Here is an 18,872-nt window from a genome sequence, read left to right as displayed (position 1 = left end):
TTTCCTCCTCATTAACGAGCAACATAACGATTTAAGCGATTTTCAATTTGGTCTTGAATGATGGAAAGCACAAAACAAATGATCCAATACAATAGGGCAGCCTCTATATAAAGGAGCATGAAATCATAGGTCCTTGCTGCTATCTCCTGTGCTTTACGAAATAATTCCGTTACTAATATTAGTGATGCCAGCGACGTATCCTTGACTAAACTAATAAATGTATTCGATAAAGGAGGAATGGAAACTCTAGTAGCTTGCGGTAATATAATTCGTTTAAGCGCTTGGGTATAATTCATACCAATTGTTTGCGCTGCTTCCCATTGTCCCTTAGGAATGGAGGAAATTGAAGCTCGTATAATCTCCGAACCATATGCTCCAACATTTAGAGAAAATGCAATTACAGCACTAGGGAATGGCTCAATAGTTAACCCAATACTCCCTAAACCGAAAAACACAATAAATAATTGGACTAGAAGTGGGGTCCCTCTAACAGCAGATACATAAATTCTTGCAGGTAATGTTATTATTTTATTTTTTGATAAACGCATGATCGCAGTAACTAGCGCAATGATTATACCTATTGTAAATGAAATTAAGGTAAGTGGAATCGTGTACCTAATCCCACCTTGAATCATCGGGATAAGGGAATTCTTAAACAACTCCCATCCCTCCATATCTCCCGTAATTGCTAAAAGTATATTACTCGGAAACATCTTCACCAAACCACTTTTCAGAGATTTCTGCTAACGTTCCATCCTCTTTCATCGCTTCCAGCTGTTCATTAAATGCCTCAACTAATTCTGCATTTCCTTTTCTAAAAGCAAATGCAGATTCGGATACTTCTTCTTCTCGTACTGCAATTTTCACTCCTGCATCTTGTTGTTGATTCAAGTAATCCAACACTGCTAGTCGATCGTTTACCGTTACATCCACACGACCTTGCCTAATTAATTCTATTGACTGGGACAGTCCCTCAACACTAACCAATTCTGCCCCATTTTCCTCTGCGATTGCTCCAAAGTTACTCGTTAAGGATTGGGCAGATCTTTTCCCTTCTAATTCTTCAAACGAATTTATGTCTGTATTGTCTTCTGGAACAACTACAACAGCAGATGACACGGTATACGGAACTGAAAAATCATAATTTTCGAGTCGATCTGGGTCTATCCCAACTTGATTAGCAATCACATCGAAGCGTGCTGCATTTAATCCAGCAAACATCGAATCCCATGCTGTTTCATTAAAATCTACTTCAACCCCCATCCGATCAGCAATTTCTCTTATCACTTCTACATCATATCCCGTTAACTCATCTTGCTCATTATGAAAAGTGAATGGCGCATACGTACCCTCTGTTCCAACAGATATTACTCCTTTATCCATTATTTCATCATATAATTCCCCAGTATCATCTGCACCACATGCAGTCATGAATACTGTAAATGTAAGGAACAATAGACCTAAAAATTTCTTCATCGTAATAAACTCCCATCGATTTTGTATGTTTCTATAAGGAATAGTTTCTATGACTTATTTTTTAGATAAATGAAGGAATTATTCATCAAATAGAATTGCTCACAAAAAATAGCCAGCACATAGCTGACTATAAAAGGGTTGAATATGGAATTAGCATGACACTTTTTAAATGATATCTTAGGTATCTGGATGATTTATGATTCAAATACAATTACAGGCCCACGCCACTTTTCGTTGTTTAATATTTTTTCATGTATCAAGCTACTGTTTGTATATTCAATAATTACATGTTTCCAAAAAATATAAGCTTCTTTATTTGCTTCCGTTTGCCGAATTTCCCAAAAACCTTTAAATTGGTTAAACAACGAAAATGCAACTTCCTTTCCTACCCCTTTTCTTCTATATTTTTTCATGATGAAAAAATCACTTATAACGTTTGTTTTCACAGAAGTACTGAGTTTGACATATTCCCTTGGTACATCAAGGATCACTAAGACAAAACCCGCAATTTCACCATTTACTTTTACTACAAATGGGCGCCGATAACTATCCGTCCATTGATGGTCTATATATTTATATGAATATAATCCATGGTAATTTAATATGTGTCCATCAAATTCACTACTATCATACCTATAAAGTTGAATTAAATTGTTTAAAATTGCTTTATCCTCATACGGGATTAAAGATAAAGAAATATCCATTTGGGAACCATCCCCTGACCTTTCACTTCACGTAAACAAACCAATTTCAAGTTGAAAATCTATGTAAGGAATATCATTTTCTATTTTATGCTTCATACTGTGAAGGATCTGATTTATTTTTTTATTATTTTTTTGCTCCTGAGTAAGGAATTTTGAAAAATACATATAGGAATATAATTGTCTATAATTTAAGAAGAAGGGCAATTTATTTATCCACTCAACACACAATTGATTTTCTGTATGATATCCTTCTATAAAAGAGTTCATAAAAAGCCGTGCAAATTCCCTTCGTTGCTGGATACCATTACCATTCATAGTTTGTAACGCATGATATATCACTATTGCAATATCATAAACAAACCAATTATATTCACAATCACCAAAATCAAATAATATAATTTTACTATTATCTATATAGAAATTTTTATGATGTAAGTCATTATGTATCATACCGTAAGCATTTTCACCTTTGGGCAACTGTTCAAGTTCCTTAATGTACATATCCCACTTTTGTCGCACTCCATCTGTTACACCATTTTCTTCTATAAAAATTTTTCCTTTATTCCAATCTTGTCTTCTAATTCTAGGATTACTTGGTTTATATTTTTTTGATAAGAAATGTATTCTTCCCAACGTTTTTCCCCATCTATAGTAAAAATCTGTATTCCAATCATGTGGGGATGAAATGTCTATAAAAGCACCCTTCGCTTTTTCAAAACCTACAACATAACACGCTTCCCCATGATCCAATGGTAATATTTCCATTAAATGCCCATCTTGAGAAGGTATAGGAGCCGTTACATGTAGATCTGACATAAGTAAATACGATATCCAATCTATTTCTGCCTCAATTGAGCTTTTTTCATAGATCGTACTTAGATAAAATTTTAATATAAAATTCTGCTTAGTACTTTTACATTCAAATACATTATTAGAGAATCCACCGATTAATTCTAGATCAGATACTTTTACACCAAATCTCTTTGCACCTTTCGATAAAAGAATGTTGTCCATCATATCACCTTATCCTTAAATTAAAGCTTTTATTATGATTACCAGTAACAAATGATCTTCATCCCTTCTACTTTCTTATAGAGGAGGTAATCAAAGTAATCTCGTCTTTTGACAATTCATTTCCCTTATAGTCAATTGCGTCTTCAACACCTTCAATAATCCAACTAATCCTCTTTACGTTATCACTATTATTGTAATATGCTCGTACGTCACTTTCATGTTACCACAATCCCCTTGTTTAAGTTCAAAAAATTCTGGACTAGTAAACCTTATGACTGAACATTATTGAATCTTTCTCTGGTTGATCTCGTTATTACTACTTTTTGAAGATACAAAGCAAAACACCGATAAGACCAAAGATAAAATCAACATTACTAAAACACCGAAAATTACTGTAAGTTGGATAGAAATATTTTCAGCTACAAGTCCCATAATACTAGTAGCTACTATTATTAGAACTGCTTCCATTAATCCATAAATGCTACCGACTCTTCCCATCATCGTCACAGGGATATTGTTTTGATAAAATGTTAAGAACCCAGTATTCGCATATGCGATAAAAAATGCTAATACAAAAAAACCTATTCCCGCAAAAAGAATGGAATGTGAAAAGGCGTAAATAATATAGCCTATCGAAACGAATACAGGACCGAAACCAATGAGTAATAAGGTTCTAATTTTACTTACTAATAGCGAGTTTGTAACTGCCCCTACAACAATACCTGCTCCGGCTATGGACACTAAGAAACCATAGTCACTTTCTGATAAACCAAGTACTTGTTTGGCAAAGGCTGCTTCGAGGGAGTCGATTGCACTTGCCATTATTACCATCACACAACTAAACAAAAAATAGATTATCATGGTACGACGATGGCGAAAGCTAAATTTAAAAACTATATTCCAATCTTCTTTTAGTATTTCAATTGATAATACGCTCTTTCCTGAAGAAAAGTTCTGTTGTTTTTCCAGATCAGGCATTAAAAGTGTAATTATTCCTGAAAACATTAATGCGATTGCATTAGCAAATATTGCAACCAGTGGAGTAACAACCATAAATAATAAGCCTGCAAGTGCTGGACCAATTAAAAAAGCACCTGAGGTAACTAAGCTAAAGAGAGCATTAAACCTTTTTCTCTTTTCTTCTGGTATTAATTTTGTAATGTATGACATGGAAGTTGGATAAAAGATGGAGCTTGCCATGCTCACTATAAAAACAAAAAAGTAAATCAAGAATAGAGATGCCATGAAAGGAATTAATGCAATGATTATAGATCGAAAAATATCAAGGTAGACCATTAGAGTTCGCTTATTTAGACGATCAATCATACTTCCAGCCCAAAAATTTGTAAGTAATGAAGCCAAAGTTTTAACAATATAAAGACCGGTTACTGCTAGTGGTGAACCTGTCATTTCATATACGATTAAATTAAGTGCTAGGAAATAAACCCACTCACCGACATTTGATATACCAATACCAAACAATAATATTGATGGATATTTCCAAGTTGCAATTTTTCCTACCAAACCCCTTCACCTCCCTAAAAATATGAACAAAAAAATCTCGCCCCCAAGACAATAGCCTTGGGGGCGAGATTTTTCATATCACGGTGCCACCCCAGATTGTTAATATGTCACCACATTAACCTCTCTAAGTATAGTGTTCCGCGGAATTACTATACTTTTGCTCTATAACAGGAGCAGCTGTCACGTTATCATCCATAATCCAACGTGATACTCAGAGTCTTGTTTCAATAAATCAATTCATACTCCTTTTCAGCATCCGGAGCTCTCTGTGATGAATAGATATCATTTACTCTTCTCGTCATCGTACTATTTTCTAATATATAATTTTTACAATATTATCATTTATAGAAATACATTTCAACACTTTTTTACAGTACCTTGATCTCTTAAGCGTTTAGTAGGTCATTCATTTATCCTTCTTACCTACATGTTGTTTTAATGCATTCGAAGTCTTTTCTAAAAAATCTTGATTCACTTCTACATAATAAACCCCGTCAATATATATATCTTTTAATCCCTCTTTAAGATTTATCAGTTGAATAGATTCAGAATAAATATCACCTAACTGGAACTGATTTAATATATCTCTGGGAATATTAGTTTTATTTTCTTTCATAAGATTTTTCAGCTCAGGAAACGTTAATCGTTCTTTAATTAAATCTTCCATATCATTTTCTTGAATTTTATTATCAACTTCTAAAGCTTCATTTATTTTTTCAATTGGAATTACCGAATAATAATCAATTGGTAAATCAAAAAGGTTTGACACTGTAGTTAAAACAGTTTCAGGATTAGAATTTATTGAAGCATGCGACAACTTATCTTCGCGAACCATTTCTCCTTCCGAGTTATATATTTCAACATAAGTATCACGTGGAATTGGTACAATTTGTATGCTTTTATCTTCACCGTTATAGGTTAATAAAATATTTATAGTATATCTATAATTGGTTGAATCCTTTCCAAATATTAATACTGAAAAGGAATCGTTCTTATAAGAACCTACCTCACCATAGGTAGATTGTATATTATTCGGATCTTCTTGACTTTGATTATTTCCTGATATTAGAGTTGATAATAATAAACCAACGGATAATAACAAGACGGTTATTGTACTCATAACCGGTTTAAAATACCGCTTTCCTAATAACATAAGAAGTGAGGTTTTAGACTCATTCTTATTTTGAATTTTTCGTAAGGTCTCTACCCTATCTTGTTTTGTAAAATTTAAATCTTCATCATCCATAAATGAAAACAATTCTTTATTATCCATACGCATTCGCCTCCTCGATTATTATTTTCAATTTATGCTTTGCTCTTTTCATCCTTGTTTTAACAGTATTAACATTTAGTTCTGTTACCTCAGCTATCTCACCAATAGTGAAGGATTTATAATAATATAGATAGATCACTTCTCGATATTTATCGGGCAAGGAAAACACAAACTTTTTCAACTCTTCATTTGCTGATTCTTTTATCACTACATCTTCTGTTGTAGATGATATGGATGAAACAACATTTCCGATAAAACTTTTAGCATGAACTTTTCGATAATGCCAGCTTCGCAGATAATCTTTACATTGATTAATAGTAATTCTATATAGCCAAGTTTTTATAGATGATTCAAAACGAAAACTATCTAATTTTTCATAACATATAATAAAAGTATTTTGAACCACATCCTTGGCTGTTTCTTGATCTTTTAAGTAGTTAAATGCAAGCCTAACCAAATCACTCCCATGTTCTTTCATGATCTCCTCTAATATTCCCTCTTTTACGTTATTCTCCATAACTCCCCTCTTCCTTCTACTCGAACTGTTTTTTCGATTTGCTCATTTGACGAATGCCGGTTATTCATGGTTTCAAATAATCAATATTTTTTCCATTAAACTAAATCTAGCTTCCTAATAAAATTGCTTTAACTATATTTCTAGTATAATGTCCCTCTCCATCCAAATTTTATGGGATGTCGAGCTAACCATTCTCTAACTTGCAATTGACTAACTATTCCACAAAACTAAAAGAAAAACTGCCGAAACAGCTCTTCAACTTTTTCTTACTTCTTCAAAACTGGTATCCATATTTCACTTTTAAACGTTGGTGAAGTTAAATCCTTATTTTCGTTCCACAATATCTCTGGACCTTTAGCTTGTTCGTTGTGTGACGATGGGGAACCCCGAAAAGCTCTAGTAAATGAATTTGGTGAACTGTACCCATACTTTATTGCGACAATAGAATAACGATTCATTTCTTTACATGTATGTCTAACATACCGTTTCATTAGTAGTATAAAACCTATTTGGCAATAGTAATAATCCTGTTAGGATCGGAAATACTATTATGTATAATAACAATTAATATATAGCCAAAGGTGAGAGTTTGGTTACATTTTCTTTTATATGCTTGTTTTTCATTATGATCTTTGGATATATGAAATTAAATACTCTTCAATTAACTGTAATTATACCATTATGGCTTTTCATAATAATTAGCTCGGGTATCATTATTAACGCTATTGTTACAAATTTACAATTTATTATGAAACCAACGACAGTAGACCCCTATCTTTCATACAAAATCTTGCTAAATTTAATATTGCCACTAACTATAATCATTTTTATTAACTTTTACAACATGCTAAAAATGCCACTAAAAGCGGGAATACCCATTTTAGGAGGCATTATATTAATGTTCGCTGAATTATTGGTGGAACAGGTAGGAGTATTCAAATATCAGCATTGGAATCTGTGGTTTTCCTCACTATTGTGGTTTTCAGTAATATTTATTTCCTTTGCTTTTTACCGTTACATCACTTCTGAATCCATGGAAGAAAGGTGATAATATTGCTTAAACTCCCATTAAATTTTGATGCAAATGAATGGTTTGTTCTAATTTCTTTGGTATCACTTATGATAATATTTATTAAAGTTCGAAAAATATTTCCTAGACGTATGACTATAACAATCCTATTATTCTTTTCTGTTATGGGATTATTTGTTGATGTCATTGCTGGAGTCGATTATCCGTTTAATTTCTATCAAATCATGGACTCTCTTAAGTTAGAACTTTTCGATGTTTTAGTTTATGCAGTTAATTACTCTATTTATGGATACTTTTTCTCCTACTTTATTCTAAAATGGGAAATGAAGAGAATTAATTTATTGTTATTTATTATCATATGGAGTGGGATTACTACCCTTATAGAATGGATCTCAATAAAGTTTCATGTGTTCACATACATGAACGGATGGAATATTGGATTTTCATCTATAGCATATATGTTCATTTTTACTATCAGTGCATTATTTATAAAATTATTTAGTTACTTGTGGGGCAACGTAAGAAGTGAAAGTATGTGTCTAAAAGGTGCTCACGATGAAAATCTGTAATTTAATAATTACCAACATCTAACCATTCGAATAAATGCTTTTATTGATTTCCTTTAGTTTATTTTTGAATTTATATTGAATTGCTTTAAAATATCCGTCAATCTTTAATGTCATACTGTTGCCATCAGTAAATATTATCGTACACCCTAAATTCCCTTTCTCGTCAATTTTCCCGTATTCGATAGATTCAACTTCTTCCCAAGTATAAGTATAGTGATTCATGGAAAACATGGAACGATAGGAAAGCTCTTCATCTGATAGAGATTTATAGGAGAATGAAGCAATAATAAAACAGAGAATACTTAAAATCACACAAGAAATACTTAAAAATATGGAGATTTTTTTAATATCCAAAATGAAGAGAAGTATAGTGGCTAAAAAAATCAATAAAAATCCTATTGCAAATGCAGTAAAATTTTCTCCTGGTGTGAAAACATACCACGTATCCTTACTATAATATAAAATTTGTGCAACGGTTTGCGGGACGAACAATAGTAATATTGGGGCGAAGATTGGTATACATACACCAAGCGCCAAGTAGATATGCCGGGTTTCATATCTTTTTTCATTCACTTACCTTCCTCCTTACTAACCGAAAAAAAAGACGGACTAATTCTTGATCTTTTAATCAACGGTATCTAATATAATATTGATTTCATCTAGTTTCTTGTAAAATTTGTATTCAATTGCCTTAAAATACCCATCATTTTTTAGCCTCATACTGTTACCATCTGTGAATATAATTGTATACTCTGATCTCCCTTTTTCCTCTATTTTCTCATATCGTATTGCATCCACATCATCCCATGAATAAGTAGCATGGTTAGTAGAAAATATAGAGCGATACGAAATCTCTTCATCTGATAAAGACTTATAGGATAAAGATGCCATTATAAAGCATGCAATACTCAAAACAATACAAAAAATACATAAATATATGGAAATCTTCCGAATGCCAATAAAAAATAGAAACATAGTGGATAAGAATATAAAGAAGCATCCAATCCCATATGCAATATAATTCTCTCCCGGTGTAAATACATACCAGGTGTCATTCGTATAATACAGCAGCTGCGCAATTGTTTGTGGAACAAATAATAGTAAGAATGGTGCAAAGATTGGAATACACACACCAATCGTTAAGTAAATATGCCGGGTTTCATATAACTTTTCACTCAACGAAATATCCCTCCTTCCTACTAGATTCTTTCAATTTATTACGATATTAACCTCAATAAGTTTCACAAAAGAATAAATTTTCTATATTTAGAGTCAGGAAATATCCTTTACTAGTTAGAATATAGTAAATTATGCTCCAATTAATAGTTTGACTTTGCTTTCATCCTCTAAAAATGTTTCTATTTGTTTTTTTAGTTCATCTTCACTGGAGTATTCACGTAACTCATCTCCATACCATTTTTGCAATTCTACTTTACCTAATTTGTATTCGTAATCATTAAAATGAAACGTTATCCAACCAGCATTCTGAACTAAAGTAAAAATAAATGTAGCATTATTTATTGCGGTTTCTATGTACCTTTTTTCTGATTCCATCCAATCATAAGTCAATACTATTCCAAACGGTTCCACACTTGTATTAAGTTCAATTTCTTCTATATGTTCACCACCTGGTAACTGGTGAACGATATTCGCTATCGCACTGTTATCACCTACAAAAGACCCTTTGTATTGAAATATATCCTCTGTTCCTTTTGTAGAATTACATCCATTCATGAAAAGTAATACCATAAAAGTATAGAAGAATATTCTAATCCATTTATCCATTTTAAATAAACCTCCATTTTATCACTGACAAGAGTAATGTCGTTGCATGTTTTGAGACATAAAGCTCTTTAAATAGTACTAATAATAAACTCCTGAAACTTATCTTCTTCTTCAGAATAAGGGTTATGATTACTTTCTTCAAAAATTGTTAATGATGCATTTGGGATTAATTCTGCAATTTCAACCCCATACTTCATCGGACATTGAACATCATATTTTCCGGCGTAAATATGGCTAGGTAAAATTACATTCTTCAATTCATCTCGCACATCATATGTTGGGTATTCTACTTTTCTAAAGTAGTTTAATCGTTCGCCAACAGTCTTTCCACTGTTGGGCTTTTTCATCGCAAGTTGTAATTTTTCTTCTGAGTTATAGGACATTAAATCCCACTCATACCCTATTTTTCTACGAATCTCAATCGGTGTAGATGGCTCGTCTAACTGATCCATTATTTCTACAATGCGGTTAAATTTAGGGTTCTGATGGCAGTAAATGCAATCTGGGTCTGCTCCATATTCATAACTTGCAGCTGCTCCACCCGCAATAATCTTGGTTAAAGACCGTGGTCTACTGGTTGCATATTTTAAAGCTAGCATACCTCCCGTAGAATGACCTGCAAATGCCCATTTTTTCAATTCAAGGGCTTTCCGAATTGATTCTATATCTAAAATAGCTTCATCCATACTGTATTCACAATCATGCGCAACTTGTACGGAATTACCCGCTCCTTTTAAATTGATTAAGTTAACAGAATAATAATCGGTAAAAGGATTGGCAAATGAATTTCCTCGGGAATCGTAAGCACTATAAAGATGTGTTATCGCAAGAGGATCCCCCTTTCCTTTTTCAAAAATTTCAAATACCCCTCTACTTGTTTCGATAAAACGTTGAACCCACATGATATCTCTCATTAACACATATTAGTTTAAGAGTTTTTGGTTGCATCGTATAAAGTTCCATAATAATTTTATCATAAATATGCAGAAAATATTGTTAACTTAATCCTTTTAAATAGAAATCGCCTATCAAAAGTACAAATTTTGATAGGCGAATATTTTCATTGTAATATAATATTAATTCTCCTGTTTACTTAAACTACCTAAAAATGTTTCCACAATGTTGTTGAACTTTTCACGATGCTCCCAAAACATCATATGTCCACCAAGAACTTCCGTCTTCGATTTTGGTGAATTTTTCTTCGTATAAGGTACTGCTATTTCAGACCAGTGCTCTGCAACAACTGTTAGAGTTGGAACAATTTCGCTTGATTGTTTCGCCTGTTCTCGATAATCCGAAAACATACCAGATGCAAACAAATTACCTGCAACATAATATGGCGTTTTTAATGACTCGCTCACAAGCCAGTCTAGCTCATCCTCGTCAAGCTCTCTTTGTATCATCACATTTTTTATATACTCCGTAATGAAAGCTCTTTGCCCTTTCGGATCCCGTAGAAAATTATTATAAATGGCCGCAATATCATCCAGTGAGCCTTCCACCCAATCCTCCTCATATATAGATAATGACTTTGGCGGCATATCTACTAATATGATGGCATGAAGATTATCTGCTCCATTTTGTTTGAAATATTCCCAGATTGTTAGACACCCAAATGACCAGCCAACTACTGTAGGGTTGTTTATATCTAATTGCTCTAGCACTGTAGCCAAATCCGCCCCATGCGTTACATAGTCATTTCCATGTAGAGATAGGGATGATCTGCCATGACTTCTAGGATCGATGACAATGACTCGATTTGACTTCGAAAAATGTGCTACCTGTTCGGAAAATACTTCTGTAGTAAAAGTAAATCCAGGAATAAATACAATTGGATCTCCTTTCCCTATATCTTGCACAAACAACTCTACCCCAGAATCTACCTCCACATACCTTCCACCTTTGATCAGCATACTTTCAACTCCATTCCTCTAAATGTACGAACTCCTAACATATTGTACATAGAAATTTTTATAACTATATTCATAAATACCCAAAAAAATTCCAGGTGCCTGGTACCGACATTATTCGACAACGGGTTAATAGTTGTAATACTACGTAATGTTTTTCCAAACTTATCACATATTTTTTCTGTTTTTATTACACATTTAAACGTTACATTAGTTATGAACCCAAATTGAAAGGAGATTAAAAAATGAATCTGAAAAACTTATTTGTAGGATTTATATCTCTTGCAGCTGTTTTAACTTTAGCTGCGTGTGGAGGCGAGACAAATGATGAGCCAAGCCCGGAAGAAAATTTGGAGGAAGAAACAGATTTTAACTCCGATGATGGTAGTGGTGTAGAAGATGATACCGAGTTTGAATCTGAGTTTGACGCAGAGTCTGAATTAAATGATGAGGATGATGCAGATAACGCTGAAACACCTGAAGATGAAACAGACAGTGAAGAAGATAATACGGATTCAGAAACTGAAACAGAATCCAATGATTCAGAGAATTAATTACCAAGATCAAAATTCTGGCTGAAGTATACCCTCCCCTCATTCTTTACCAAAGCCAGTTTATATATAGAGTAATTAAACCGCCCATTCATGGGCGGTTTTTTCCTTTCATCATAAATCCTTTCAAGTAAATTCCTTCTACTAATATCAACCTATCCTTGATTACAAAGGCAAAAAAGTGCCCTACAAGGGGTACTTTCACCTTTGTAGGGCTTGGTTATTAGTTTTCTTCTATTTCATTACGTTTTTTCTTAAATAGCTTAGATAATACTTCGTACACGATAGGAACAACAATTAACGTTAATAATGTTGAACTTGTTAAACCACCAATTACTGAAATGGCAAGGCCTTTTGAAATTAAACCTCCACCACCAGCTCCAACTGCTAATGGAATTAGAGCGCCAATAGTAGCAAGTGCTGTCATTAGAATTGGACGTAAACGTGTTGAACCTGCCTCTAGAATTGCTTCACGCATTCCTAAACCATCCCGTTCCATATGAATAATACGGTCTACAAGGACGATAGCATTTGTCACAACAATACCTATTAACATTAATAGCCCCATCATAACAGAAACAGAAATTGTTTCCCCAGCAATTAGTAATCCAACAAAAGATCCAATTACTGTAAATGGTAACGAAAATAGAATAGCAAATGGTGCAAGACCTTCACCGAATGTAACCACAAGGATGAAGTATACAATTAAAACCGCTGCTAACATTGCGACGCCAAGTTGGGTAAATGTTTCGGTCATATCTTCAGCAACACCACCAACGCCAACCGTTACACCTTTAGGTAAATCTAAATCATCAATCGCGTTATCTACTTCTGAAGTTGCTTTTCCAATATCATCACCAATAATTGTTCCAGATACTGTGGCATGGTACTCACCTTTACTACGTGCAAGTGTATTTAATGTCGTACCTTCTTCAACTGTTACTAGTTCAGAAAGTGGCATGGTTGTACCAAGAGCTGTCTCCACTTCAGTTTCTAACAGTTCTTCCACTGACTTTGGATCTGCTTCTTGTTCTTGTTGAACGATAACATCGATTGATTCCCCGTCTTTTTCAACCGTTGTTAATACTTCCTGTGTTTGATTAGGACTTAGCATCATAACAATTTGTCCTGTTGTTAGGCCGTATTGTAGTAATTCCTCTTGATCTACATTAAACGTATGCTCAACATATGCATCCTCTGCACTTGAAGAGACATCTTTTAAACCGTCATTCTCGCTTAAAACGTTCTCTACCATTTCAACCGATTCATTAAGTTTGTCTAAATCTTCACTATAGAATGTGTAGCTCAATTCATTGGTGTTCATGGACATGGACGTGAAATTTTGGCTTTTCCATTCACCAGATTGCCCAATATTAAACACATATTCTTCAATTTCCTCACGTACTTCAGGGAAATTTTCCATTTCTGGGTCAAAGATTAGGTACATTAAAGCACCGTCACCTCCGCCCCCCATCATTGCAGCCATTGGATCGCCACTATCGGTAACTGATACTTGAACAATATCAATATCGTCACGTTGTAGTAACTCATCTTCAACAACTTCAATGTTCGCTAAGGTATCTTCTTGTAAATCACCTGTTCCAGGTGTATAAGTTAAATACATTACTTTCTCTTCTTCACTACCCATGAAACTGAAGCCTATTAACGGCGTTAATGTCAGACTTCCTACTAATAAGATAATAGCCACTAGTGAAGTAATAATTTTATGGTTCAACGTCCAGTCAAGGACCTTTTTGTACCATTTAGATAGTTTACCAGAATCCTTATGACCACTTTCCGCCTTTTCACTATACAGCTTCTTCTTAAATAAGAAGTGTGATAGAGCTGGAACAATTGTAATCGCGACAAGTAAGGAAGCTCCAAGTGCAAAGGTCATTGTTAATGCAAATGGCATAAATAATTCCCCAACCATACCTCCAACAAAAATAAGTGGTGCAAATACTGCAACCGTTACGAGTGTAGATGATAAAATCGGTTTGAACATTTCGATCGTCGCTTCACGAACAAGTGCCCGACCTGTTAACTTTTCCCCTTTTAAATGTAGTCTTCTGTAAATATTTTCGACGACTACAATTGAGTCATCAATAACACGACCAATGGCTACTGTAACCGCACCAAGCGTCATAATATTTAACGTTATTTCCATCCAGTTTAATAACAGTAAAGCCATCAAAATGGATACTGGTATGGATACAATGGATATAATCGTAGATTTAAAGTCTCGTAGGAATAATAAAATAATTAATACGGCTATTAAACCTCCAAATATCGCTTTTTCAATCATAGTTAACACGGAGTCCTCAATTGGTTCACCTTGATCAAGCGTCACATCAATGACAAGCCCGTCGATATTTTTCTCTTCTTCTGCAATTAATTCCTTCACATCGTTTACCACATCAACGGTGTTTGCTTGTTGTCCTTTGACAATCTGGATTGCAATAGCATCTTCACCATTTGTACGTGAAACGGATTGTACTCTACCGACCTCCTCAATGGTAGCAATCTCGCTAAGTTTCACAAATGGTGATGGATTTGCCTCTGATGGCGTGATCGGAATAAGCATTTCCTTCAACTCATCAGCTGTCATAAATTTACCATCCACTGAAACAGCTTGTTCACCTTCTTCAAATTCATAAAGACCTAAAGAAATTGCCATATCACTTGCCTGAATCATCTGCTTAACATCATCTTCAGTCAAGCCAAACTCTTCCATTTTTTCTTCATTATAATTAAGTTCTACTTCTTCAATGTGTTGACCAGTAATAGTCGTAGATGCAACACCATCTATTTTATCAAGCTTCGGAAGCAAAATGTCCTCAACTGTGGAGGTTAAGCTAACGATATCTTCATCCTCACTACTCACACTTAATGCCACAACAGGCATCATATTCATACTAATTGCTGTTATTTGAGGCTCTTCAGCACCATCTGGTAAATTAACTCCATCTAATGCAGCATCTAATTCTCGTTTTGCCTCATCCATATCTATACCATAATCGTATTCCACTTGAATATTCGCCATATTAGAATACGAATTTGAAGTAACAGACTTTACATCTTCCAAACCTTCTACCGCTTTCTCTAAAGGTATGGATACATCCTCCATCACTTGCTCAGGAGTTGCCCCAGGATAAACGTCCATAACCATCAAAAACGGAATGGAAACATCCGGCATCGTCTCCATTTTCATTCGTGTACCTGAATAGATACCAGAGACTGTAATAATTATTGTGAGCAACCATACTGCTAGTTTGTTTTTCAATACAAAGTTGACTAATCCTTTCACGTTCACACCTACCCTAAATTGACTTATAAGACTCAGTTATATATAATAATGACTAACCAGTCACCTGTCAACAATAAGAGCGGGAGTAGATAAAATGAGTAAAAAACAATTAATTATGGATAAAGCGTTAGAACTGTTTGCTGAACAGGGATTCGAAGCTACATCTGTCCAACAAATTACAGATTATTGCGGCATTTCAAAAGGGGCTTTTTACCTAGCTTTTAAGTCAAAAGACGAGCTAATTATCGCGCTGATTGACCACTTTATGGAAGCGATTACTTCCGACATTGACCATGTAGTCAAAACAAAAAACAACGAAGAGCTATTATTTTCATTTTATTACACCATCTTTAACTCTTTTCAACAGCATTCTGATTTCGGTAAAGTTCTTATGAAAGAGCAAGCACATACATTCAATGAAGACTTCATTATAAAAATTAGGTATTATAATACTTTAATAGAACAAATGATTTTATCCATGCTTGAACGTTTGTATGGCAAAGAGATTGAACAAACAAAGTATGATCTCATGTATTGCGTTAAAAGCTTTATGAGTACGTATTCCGAGTTATTTCTATTTAATGGTGACCCATTGGAAATTAAATTAGATTTGCTATCACAGTCACTAGTCGAGAAAACAGATATATTAGCGAAACACGCAAAAAATTCGTTTATAACAAGTGAACTTCTACATGATATTCGCCAACCATTAAATGAAGAAATTACACAGGATCAGATCATTGAATTACTGAAACAAAAAATAGATGAAATGGATGAGTGTATCGAAAAAGACTCATTAATCTTATTAAAGCAGCATCTAATGAACCCCACATTTAGTCCAGCAATTGTAAAAGGATTGCTTGAAAATATACGTCAGCACTCACACTGTAAACGGATTTCCTATTTGCTACGTAACTATCTTAAGCTTAAAATAAGAGGATAAATGGGATATATAAAGAAATAAGAGACGAGGATTGATGTCCTCGTCTCTTATTTCTAAAAGTGTTTCTAATAATTCGTCCTAGATCATAATTTAGAATCCGTATTTCGCTTCTTTCTCTTCACGAATCTTCCTATAAGTTTCCGTTAAAACTGCAGTATCCTCCACTAAACGATCAATCCGAAATAACACGTCATCATCTATAATTTCTTTCCGATAAAAATCTTTTTCCTCAATAAATACATAGGTTTGAACAGTTTGTGCTTTCATATATGCCAAAATAGGTTTTAACTGTTGTTCTGGGATCAAATAATGCTTCGCCGATCCAGCTGTTACCAACATACTTACAACTTTATCCAGAAATGCTTTTTCAGGAAGTAAATCAAATATATTTTTTAATGTGGCTGGAATAGACGCCTGGAAAACCGGTGTACCAATTATAATCGCATCGGCTTCCATGATTGTTTGTGTTACATACTTTGTATCGCCTTGATATTCCAAATAATTCCTTCCATCACTAAATTGAACATCATATTCCGATAAATCTATGAAGGTCACATCTGCATCTGGATATTCTTCATTAAATGCTTTTACCGTGTATTCCATCGCAGTTTTGGTTTTCGAACCAACGATTGAACCGGATAATCCGACTATTTTCATATTCGTTGCCCCCTACTTCTTTGCCGTATGCTTTTTGATTGCTGGTAAAATCTCTGTACCAATAATCTCAATGTTTTTCGCCACGCGTTCAAATGACATTCCACCGAAATCGATTTGTGCAATATATCGTTGATGACCGAATTGTTCATGCTGATAAAGAATTTTTTCAATAATTTCCTGTGGACTACCAATATTCATTACATTATGCGGATCGACACCCTGTGCAAAATGCTGTTTCGGAAAACCTCGTCCATTCGTTTTCTTCATTCCCTCATTAATGTGAGGATACATATCTTTTAATGCTTGCTGAGAGGTTTCCGCTGCATAGAAGAAACCAGCTGTCGCCACTGGTAGTTCGGAAGGATCGTGACCACCTTGTCGTGCAGCTTCTCGATATGCATCAATAGTTCGCTTGAATACCGATACAGGTCCACCTAGATGAGCCATGAACATCCCAACGCCAGCATATCCTGCTTTAATTGCGCTGGCAGGTGTTCCACCAACTGCACGCCAAATCGGTAACGATCCATTTAGTGGACGTGGAAGGATTTTTGCATTGTTTAATGGAGCACGATATTCCCCACTCCAATTCACTACTTCCTCTTCATTTATTTTCCGTAGCAGATCAAATTTTTCTTCGAATAATGCTTCATAATCACGCAAATCATAACCTAACAATTCAAAAAGACCGACTCGTGATGCACGGCCAGCTACTATTTCCGCACGACCTTTCGAAATCAAATCAAGCGTAGCAAAATTTTCATATACACGAACTGGGTCTGATGTACTGATAATGGTAGAAGAGCTCGCTACTTTTATTTTTTCTGTTGCTTGAGCAATTGCTGCTAACACAACAGCATGTGCTTGAGTTGCAAAATATTCCTGATGACTTTCTCCAACACTAAAAAAGTCAATACCCGCCTGGTCAGCAAGCTTTGCTAATGCAATTATATCCTGAATACGTTGTTCTGTAGATATTCTATCTCCTGTTATTGGGTCTGGTAAATGATCGCCTAATGTATATAAACCAAACTCCAAACCATTACTGGGATCAATACGATATTTTTCCATATAAGTCACCTTTCTCTCTCAATTAGCTGAATGATTTATTAGATAATGTTAGTATAGAATATATAAACTGTAAATATAAGTACGCACTTTAAAGTTGCATAGTATACATTAGGATACTAAAGGAGAAAATTAGCACATGAAAATCGAACCGGAATTATGTCGAGTAGAGGATGCATTAGGGATACTAGTTGGAAAATGGAAGCCAATTATTCTTTTACATTTACTAAAAGAAGGAACGCAACGATTTAGTGAACTTAAACGTAGTATTCCAGATATCACCCAAAAAATGCTGACGAAGCAGTTACGGGAATTAGAAGATGAGGACATTATTGAGCGTGTCGTATACCCACAGGTTCCACCTAAAGTGGAATATTCTATTTCCGAATATGGAAAAAGCCTTGAACCAATTCTAGCAGCCATGCATGAATGGGGAACAAAACACACATTACGTAAAGCAGAGAAGTTGAGGAGTTAGGATCCAGGAATTTAGAAGAAAAATTATCTGTTCCATAATTATGAAGATAACAATTTTAAATGGGGT

General features: G+C 34.4%; 19 protein-coding genes, 1 pseudogene and 1 other annotated feature. Of the genes and pseudogenes, 4 read left to right on the top strand and 16 right to left on the bottom strand.

All coding sequences use genetic code 11. The features are described 5' to 3' along the window. Positions 1-11: 11 nt before the first annotated feature. The 8 genes and pseudogenes from ACFSTA_RS17755 to ACFSTA_RS17720 all read right to left on the bottom strand — a co-directional run. Entirely contained in the window at positions 12-713 is a 702-nt protein-coding gene (locus tag ACFSTA_RS17755) for an amino acid ABC transporter permease (protein ID WP_377558170.1), read from the bottom strand. Then, positions 700-1,476 (bottom strand): amino acid ABC transporter substrate-binding protein, encoded by a 777-nt coding sequence (locus ACFSTA_RS17750; protein WP_377558169.1) that lies wholly within the window; start codon positions 1,474-1,476, stop codon positions 700-702. Before ACFSTA_RS17750 ends, ACFSTA_RS17755 begins: the two co-directional genes overlap by 14 nt. A gap of 194 nt (positions 1,477-1,670) precedes the next feature. Beyond that, positions 1,671-2,180 carry a GNAT family N-acetyltransferase gene (locus ACFSTA_RS17745; protein ID WP_377558168.1) on the bottom strand — a complete coding sequence of 170 codons (510 nt, stop codon included), beginning with the start codon at positions 2,178-2,180 and terminating at the stop codon, positions 1,671-1,673. A 27-nt stretch (positions 2,181-2,207) separates the two neighbouring features. Continuing rightward, positions 2,208-3,197, bottom strand: a complete 990-nt coding sequence (locus ACFSTA_RS17740) for a phosphotransferase enzyme family protein (RefSeq protein WP_377558167.1) — start codon at positions 3,195-3,197, stop codon at positions 2,208-2,210. A 279-nt stretch (positions 3,198-3,476) separates the two neighbouring features. After that, a complete protein-coding gene (locus ACFSTA_RS17735) occupies positions 3,477-4,718 on the bottom strand; it encodes an MFS transporter (protein ID WP_377558166.1) in 1,242 nt (413 codons plus the stop codon). Positions 4,719-4,774: 56 nt separating this feature from the next. After that, positions 4,775-5,029, bottom strand: a binding site (T-box leader). A gap of 95 nt (positions 5,030-5,124) precedes the next feature. Next, positions 5,125-5,991, bottom strand: coding sequence for an LCP family glycopolymer transferase (locus ACFSTA_RS17730; protein ID WP_377558165.1), 867 nt, complete (start codon positions 5,989-5,991; stop codon positions 5,125-5,127). Then, the gene (locus ACFSTA_RS17725) at positions 5,984-6,508 is read right to left on the bottom strand and encodes a sigma-70 family RNA polymerase sigma factor (RefSeq protein ID WP_377558164.1); all 525 of its coding nucleotides are present in this window, start codon (positions 6,506-6,508) and stop codon (positions 5,984-5,986) included. The genes ACFSTA_RS17730 and ACFSTA_RS17725 overlap by 8 nt, the downstream gene beginning before the upstream one ends. 266 nt (positions 6,509-6,774) lie before the next feature. Continuing rightward, positions 6,775-6,888 (bottom strand): annotated as a pseudogene (locus ACFSTA_RS17720) (AraC family transcriptional regulator); the annotation flags it as partial. A 673-nt stretch (positions 6,889-7,561) separates the two neighbouring features. Between ACFSTA_RS17720 and ACFSTA_RS17715 the strand changes: the two are divergent. Beyond that, on the top strand, positions 7,562-8,107 hold the full coding sequence (locus ACFSTA_RS17715) for a hypothetical protein (protein WP_377558163.1): 546 nt from the start codon (positions 7,562-7,564) through the stop codon (positions 8,105-8,107). 18 nt (positions 8,108-8,125) lie between these two features. Here ACFSTA_RS17715 and ACFSTA_RS17710 read toward each other — a convergent pair whose 3' ends face one another. The 5 genes from ACFSTA_RS17710 to ACFSTA_RS17690 form a co-directional block, all read right to left on the bottom strand. After that, entirely contained in the window at positions 8,126-8,680 is a 555-nt protein-coding gene (locus ACFSTA_RS17710; protein WP_377558162.1) for a hypothetical protein, read from the bottom strand. Between the two features lie 51 nt (positions 8,681-8,731). Then, entirely contained in the window at positions 8,732-9,286 is a 555-nt protein-coding gene (locus tag ACFSTA_RS17705) for a hypothetical protein (protein WP_377558161.1), read from the bottom strand. Between the two features lie 129 nt (positions 9,287-9,415). Next, a complete protein-coding gene (locus ACFSTA_RS17700) occupies positions 9,416-9,892 on the bottom strand; it encodes a DUF4825 domain-containing protein (protein ID WP_377558160.1) in 477 nt (158 codons plus the stop codon). A 68-nt stretch (positions 9,893-9,960) separates the two neighbouring features. Then, entirely contained in the window at positions 9,961-10,794 is an 834-nt protein-coding gene (locus ACFSTA_RS17695; RefSeq protein ID WP_377558159.1) for an alpha/beta fold hydrolase, read from the bottom strand. Positions 10,795-10,968: 174 nt separating this feature from the next. After that, positions 10,969-11,805, bottom strand: coding sequence for an alpha/beta fold hydrolase (locus tag ACFSTA_RS17690; RefSeq protein ID WP_377558158.1), 837 nt, complete (start codon positions 11,803-11,805; stop codon positions 10,969-10,971). Between the two features lie 242 nt (positions 11,806-12,047). On the opposite strand from ACFSTA_RS17690, the gene ACFSTA_RS17685 reads away from it, so the two are divergent. Further along, positions 12,048-12,356 (top strand): hypothetical protein, encoded by a 309-nt coding sequence (locus ACFSTA_RS17685; protein WP_377558157.1) that lies wholly within the window; start codon positions 12,048-12,050, stop codon positions 12,354-12,356. Positions 12,357-12,576: 220 nt separating this feature from the next. Here the strand turns inward: ACFSTA_RS17685 and ACFSTA_RS17680 are convergent, their stop codons facing one another. Then, positions 12,577-15,660, bottom strand: a complete 3,084-nt coding sequence (locus ACFSTA_RS17680; RefSeq protein ID WP_377558156.1) for an efflux RND transporter permease subunit — start codon at positions 15,658-15,660, stop codon at positions 12,577-12,579. Positions 15,661-15,754: 94 nt separating this feature from the next. Between ACFSTA_RS17680 and ACFSTA_RS17675 the strand changes: the two genes are divergently transcribed. After that, positions 15,755-16,603: a TetR/AcrR family transcriptional regulator gene (locus ACFSTA_RS17675; protein WP_377558155.1), complete on the top strand. Its 849-nt coding sequence runs from the start codon at positions 15,755-15,757 to the stop codon at positions 16,601-16,603. Between the two features lie 90 nt (positions 16,604-16,693). Here the strand turns inward: ACFSTA_RS17675 and ACFSTA_RS17670 are convergent, their stop codons facing one another. Both ACFSTA_RS17670 and ACFSTA_RS17665 read right to left on the bottom strand, forming a co-directional pair. Then, positions 16,694-17,260 carry an NADPH-dependent FMN reductase gene (locus ACFSTA_RS17670; RefSeq protein WP_377558154.1) on the bottom strand — a complete coding sequence of 189 codons (567 nt, stop codon included), beginning with the start codon at positions 17,258-17,260 and terminating at the stop codon, positions 16,694-16,696. 12 nt (positions 17,261-17,272) lie between these two features. Continuing rightward, entirely contained in the window at positions 17,273-18,331 is a 1,059-nt protein-coding gene (locus ACFSTA_RS17665) for an LLM class flavin-dependent oxidoreductase (protein WP_377558153.1), read from the bottom strand. Positions 18,332-18,467: 136 nt separating this feature from the next. On the opposite strand from ACFSTA_RS17665, the gene ACFSTA_RS17660 reads away from it, so the two are divergent. Beyond that, on the top strand, positions 18,468-18,806 hold the full coding sequence (locus ACFSTA_RS17660; protein WP_377558152.1) for a winged helix-turn-helix transcriptional regulator: 339 nt from the start codon (positions 18,468-18,470) through the stop codon (positions 18,804-18,806). Positions 18,807-18,872: the final 66 nt, after the last annotated feature.

It is taken from the genome of Ornithinibacillus salinisoli, from assembly GCF_042684965.1.
In the GTDB taxonomy this organism is placed as follows: Bacteria; Bacillota; Bacilli; order Bacillales; family Amphibacillaceae; genus Ornithinibacillus; species Ornithinibacillus salinisoli.
Note: the sequence above shows the minus strand (reverse complement) of the source record. Positions and strands in the feature narration are given on the sequence as shown.

What these genes read in the sequence shown, in the direction of transcription:
- ACFSTA_RS17755 (WP_377558170.1), bottom strand. Translation starts at nt 713, where the DNA reads ATGTTTCCGAGTAATATACTTTTAGCAATTACGGGAGATATGGAGGGA.
- ACFSTA_RS17750 (WP_377558169.1), bottom strand. Translation starts at nt 1,476, where the DNA reads ATGAAGAAATTTTTAGGTCTATTGTTCCTTACATTTACAGTATTCATG.
- ACFSTA_RS17745 (WP_377558168.1), bottom strand. Translation starts at nt 2,180, where the DNA reads ATGGATATTTCTTTATCTTTAATCCCGTATGAGGATAAAGCAATTTTA.
- ACFSTA_RS17740 (WP_377558167.1), bottom strand. Translation starts at nt 3,197, where the DNA reads ATGATGGACAACATTCTTTTATCGAAAGGTGCAAAGAGATTTGGTGTA.
- ACFSTA_RS17730 (WP_377558165.1), bottom strand. Translation starts at nt 5,991, where the DNA reads ATGGATAATAAAGAATTGTTTTCATTTATGGATGATGAAGATTTAAAT.
- ACFSTA_RS17725 (WP_377558164.1), bottom strand. Translation starts at nt 6,508, where the DNA reads ATGGAGAATAACGTAAAAGAGGGAATATTAGAGGAGATCATGAAAGAA.
- ACFSTA_RS17700 (WP_377558160.1), bottom strand. Translation starts at nt 9,892, where the DNA reads ATGGATAAATGGATTAGAATATTCTTCTATACTTTTATGGTATTACTT.
- ACFSTA_RS17695 (WP_377558159.1), bottom strand. Translation starts at nt 10,794, where the DNA reads ATGTGGGTTCAACGTTTTATCGAAACAAGTAGAGGGGTATTTGAAATT.
- ACFSTA_RS17690 (WP_377558158.1), bottom strand. Translation starts at nt 11,805, where the DNA reads ATGCTGATCAAAGGTGGAAGGTATGTGGAGGTAGATTCTGGGGTAGAG.
- ACFSTA_RS17685 (WP_377558157.1), top strand. Translation starts at nt 12,048, where the DNA reads ATGAATCTGAAAAACTTATTTGTAGGATTTATATCTCTTGCAGCTGTT.
- ACFSTA_RS17675 (WP_377558155.1), top strand. Translation starts at nt 15,755, where the DNA reads ATGAGTAAAAAACAATTAATTATGGATAAAGCGTTAGAACTGTTTGCT.
- ACFSTA_RS17670 (WP_377558154.1), bottom strand. Translation starts at nt 17,260, where the DNA reads ATGAAAATAGTCGGATTATCCGGTTCAATCGTTGGTTCGAAAACCAAA.
- ACFSTA_RS17665 (WP_377558153.1), bottom strand. Translation starts at nt 18,331, where the DNA reads ATGGAAAAATATCGTATTGATCCCAGTAATGGTTTGGAGTTTGGTTTA.
- ACFSTA_RS17660 (WP_377558152.1), top strand. Translation starts at nt 18,468, where the DNA reads ATGAAAATCGAACCGGAATTATGTCGAGTAGAGGATGCATTAGGGATA.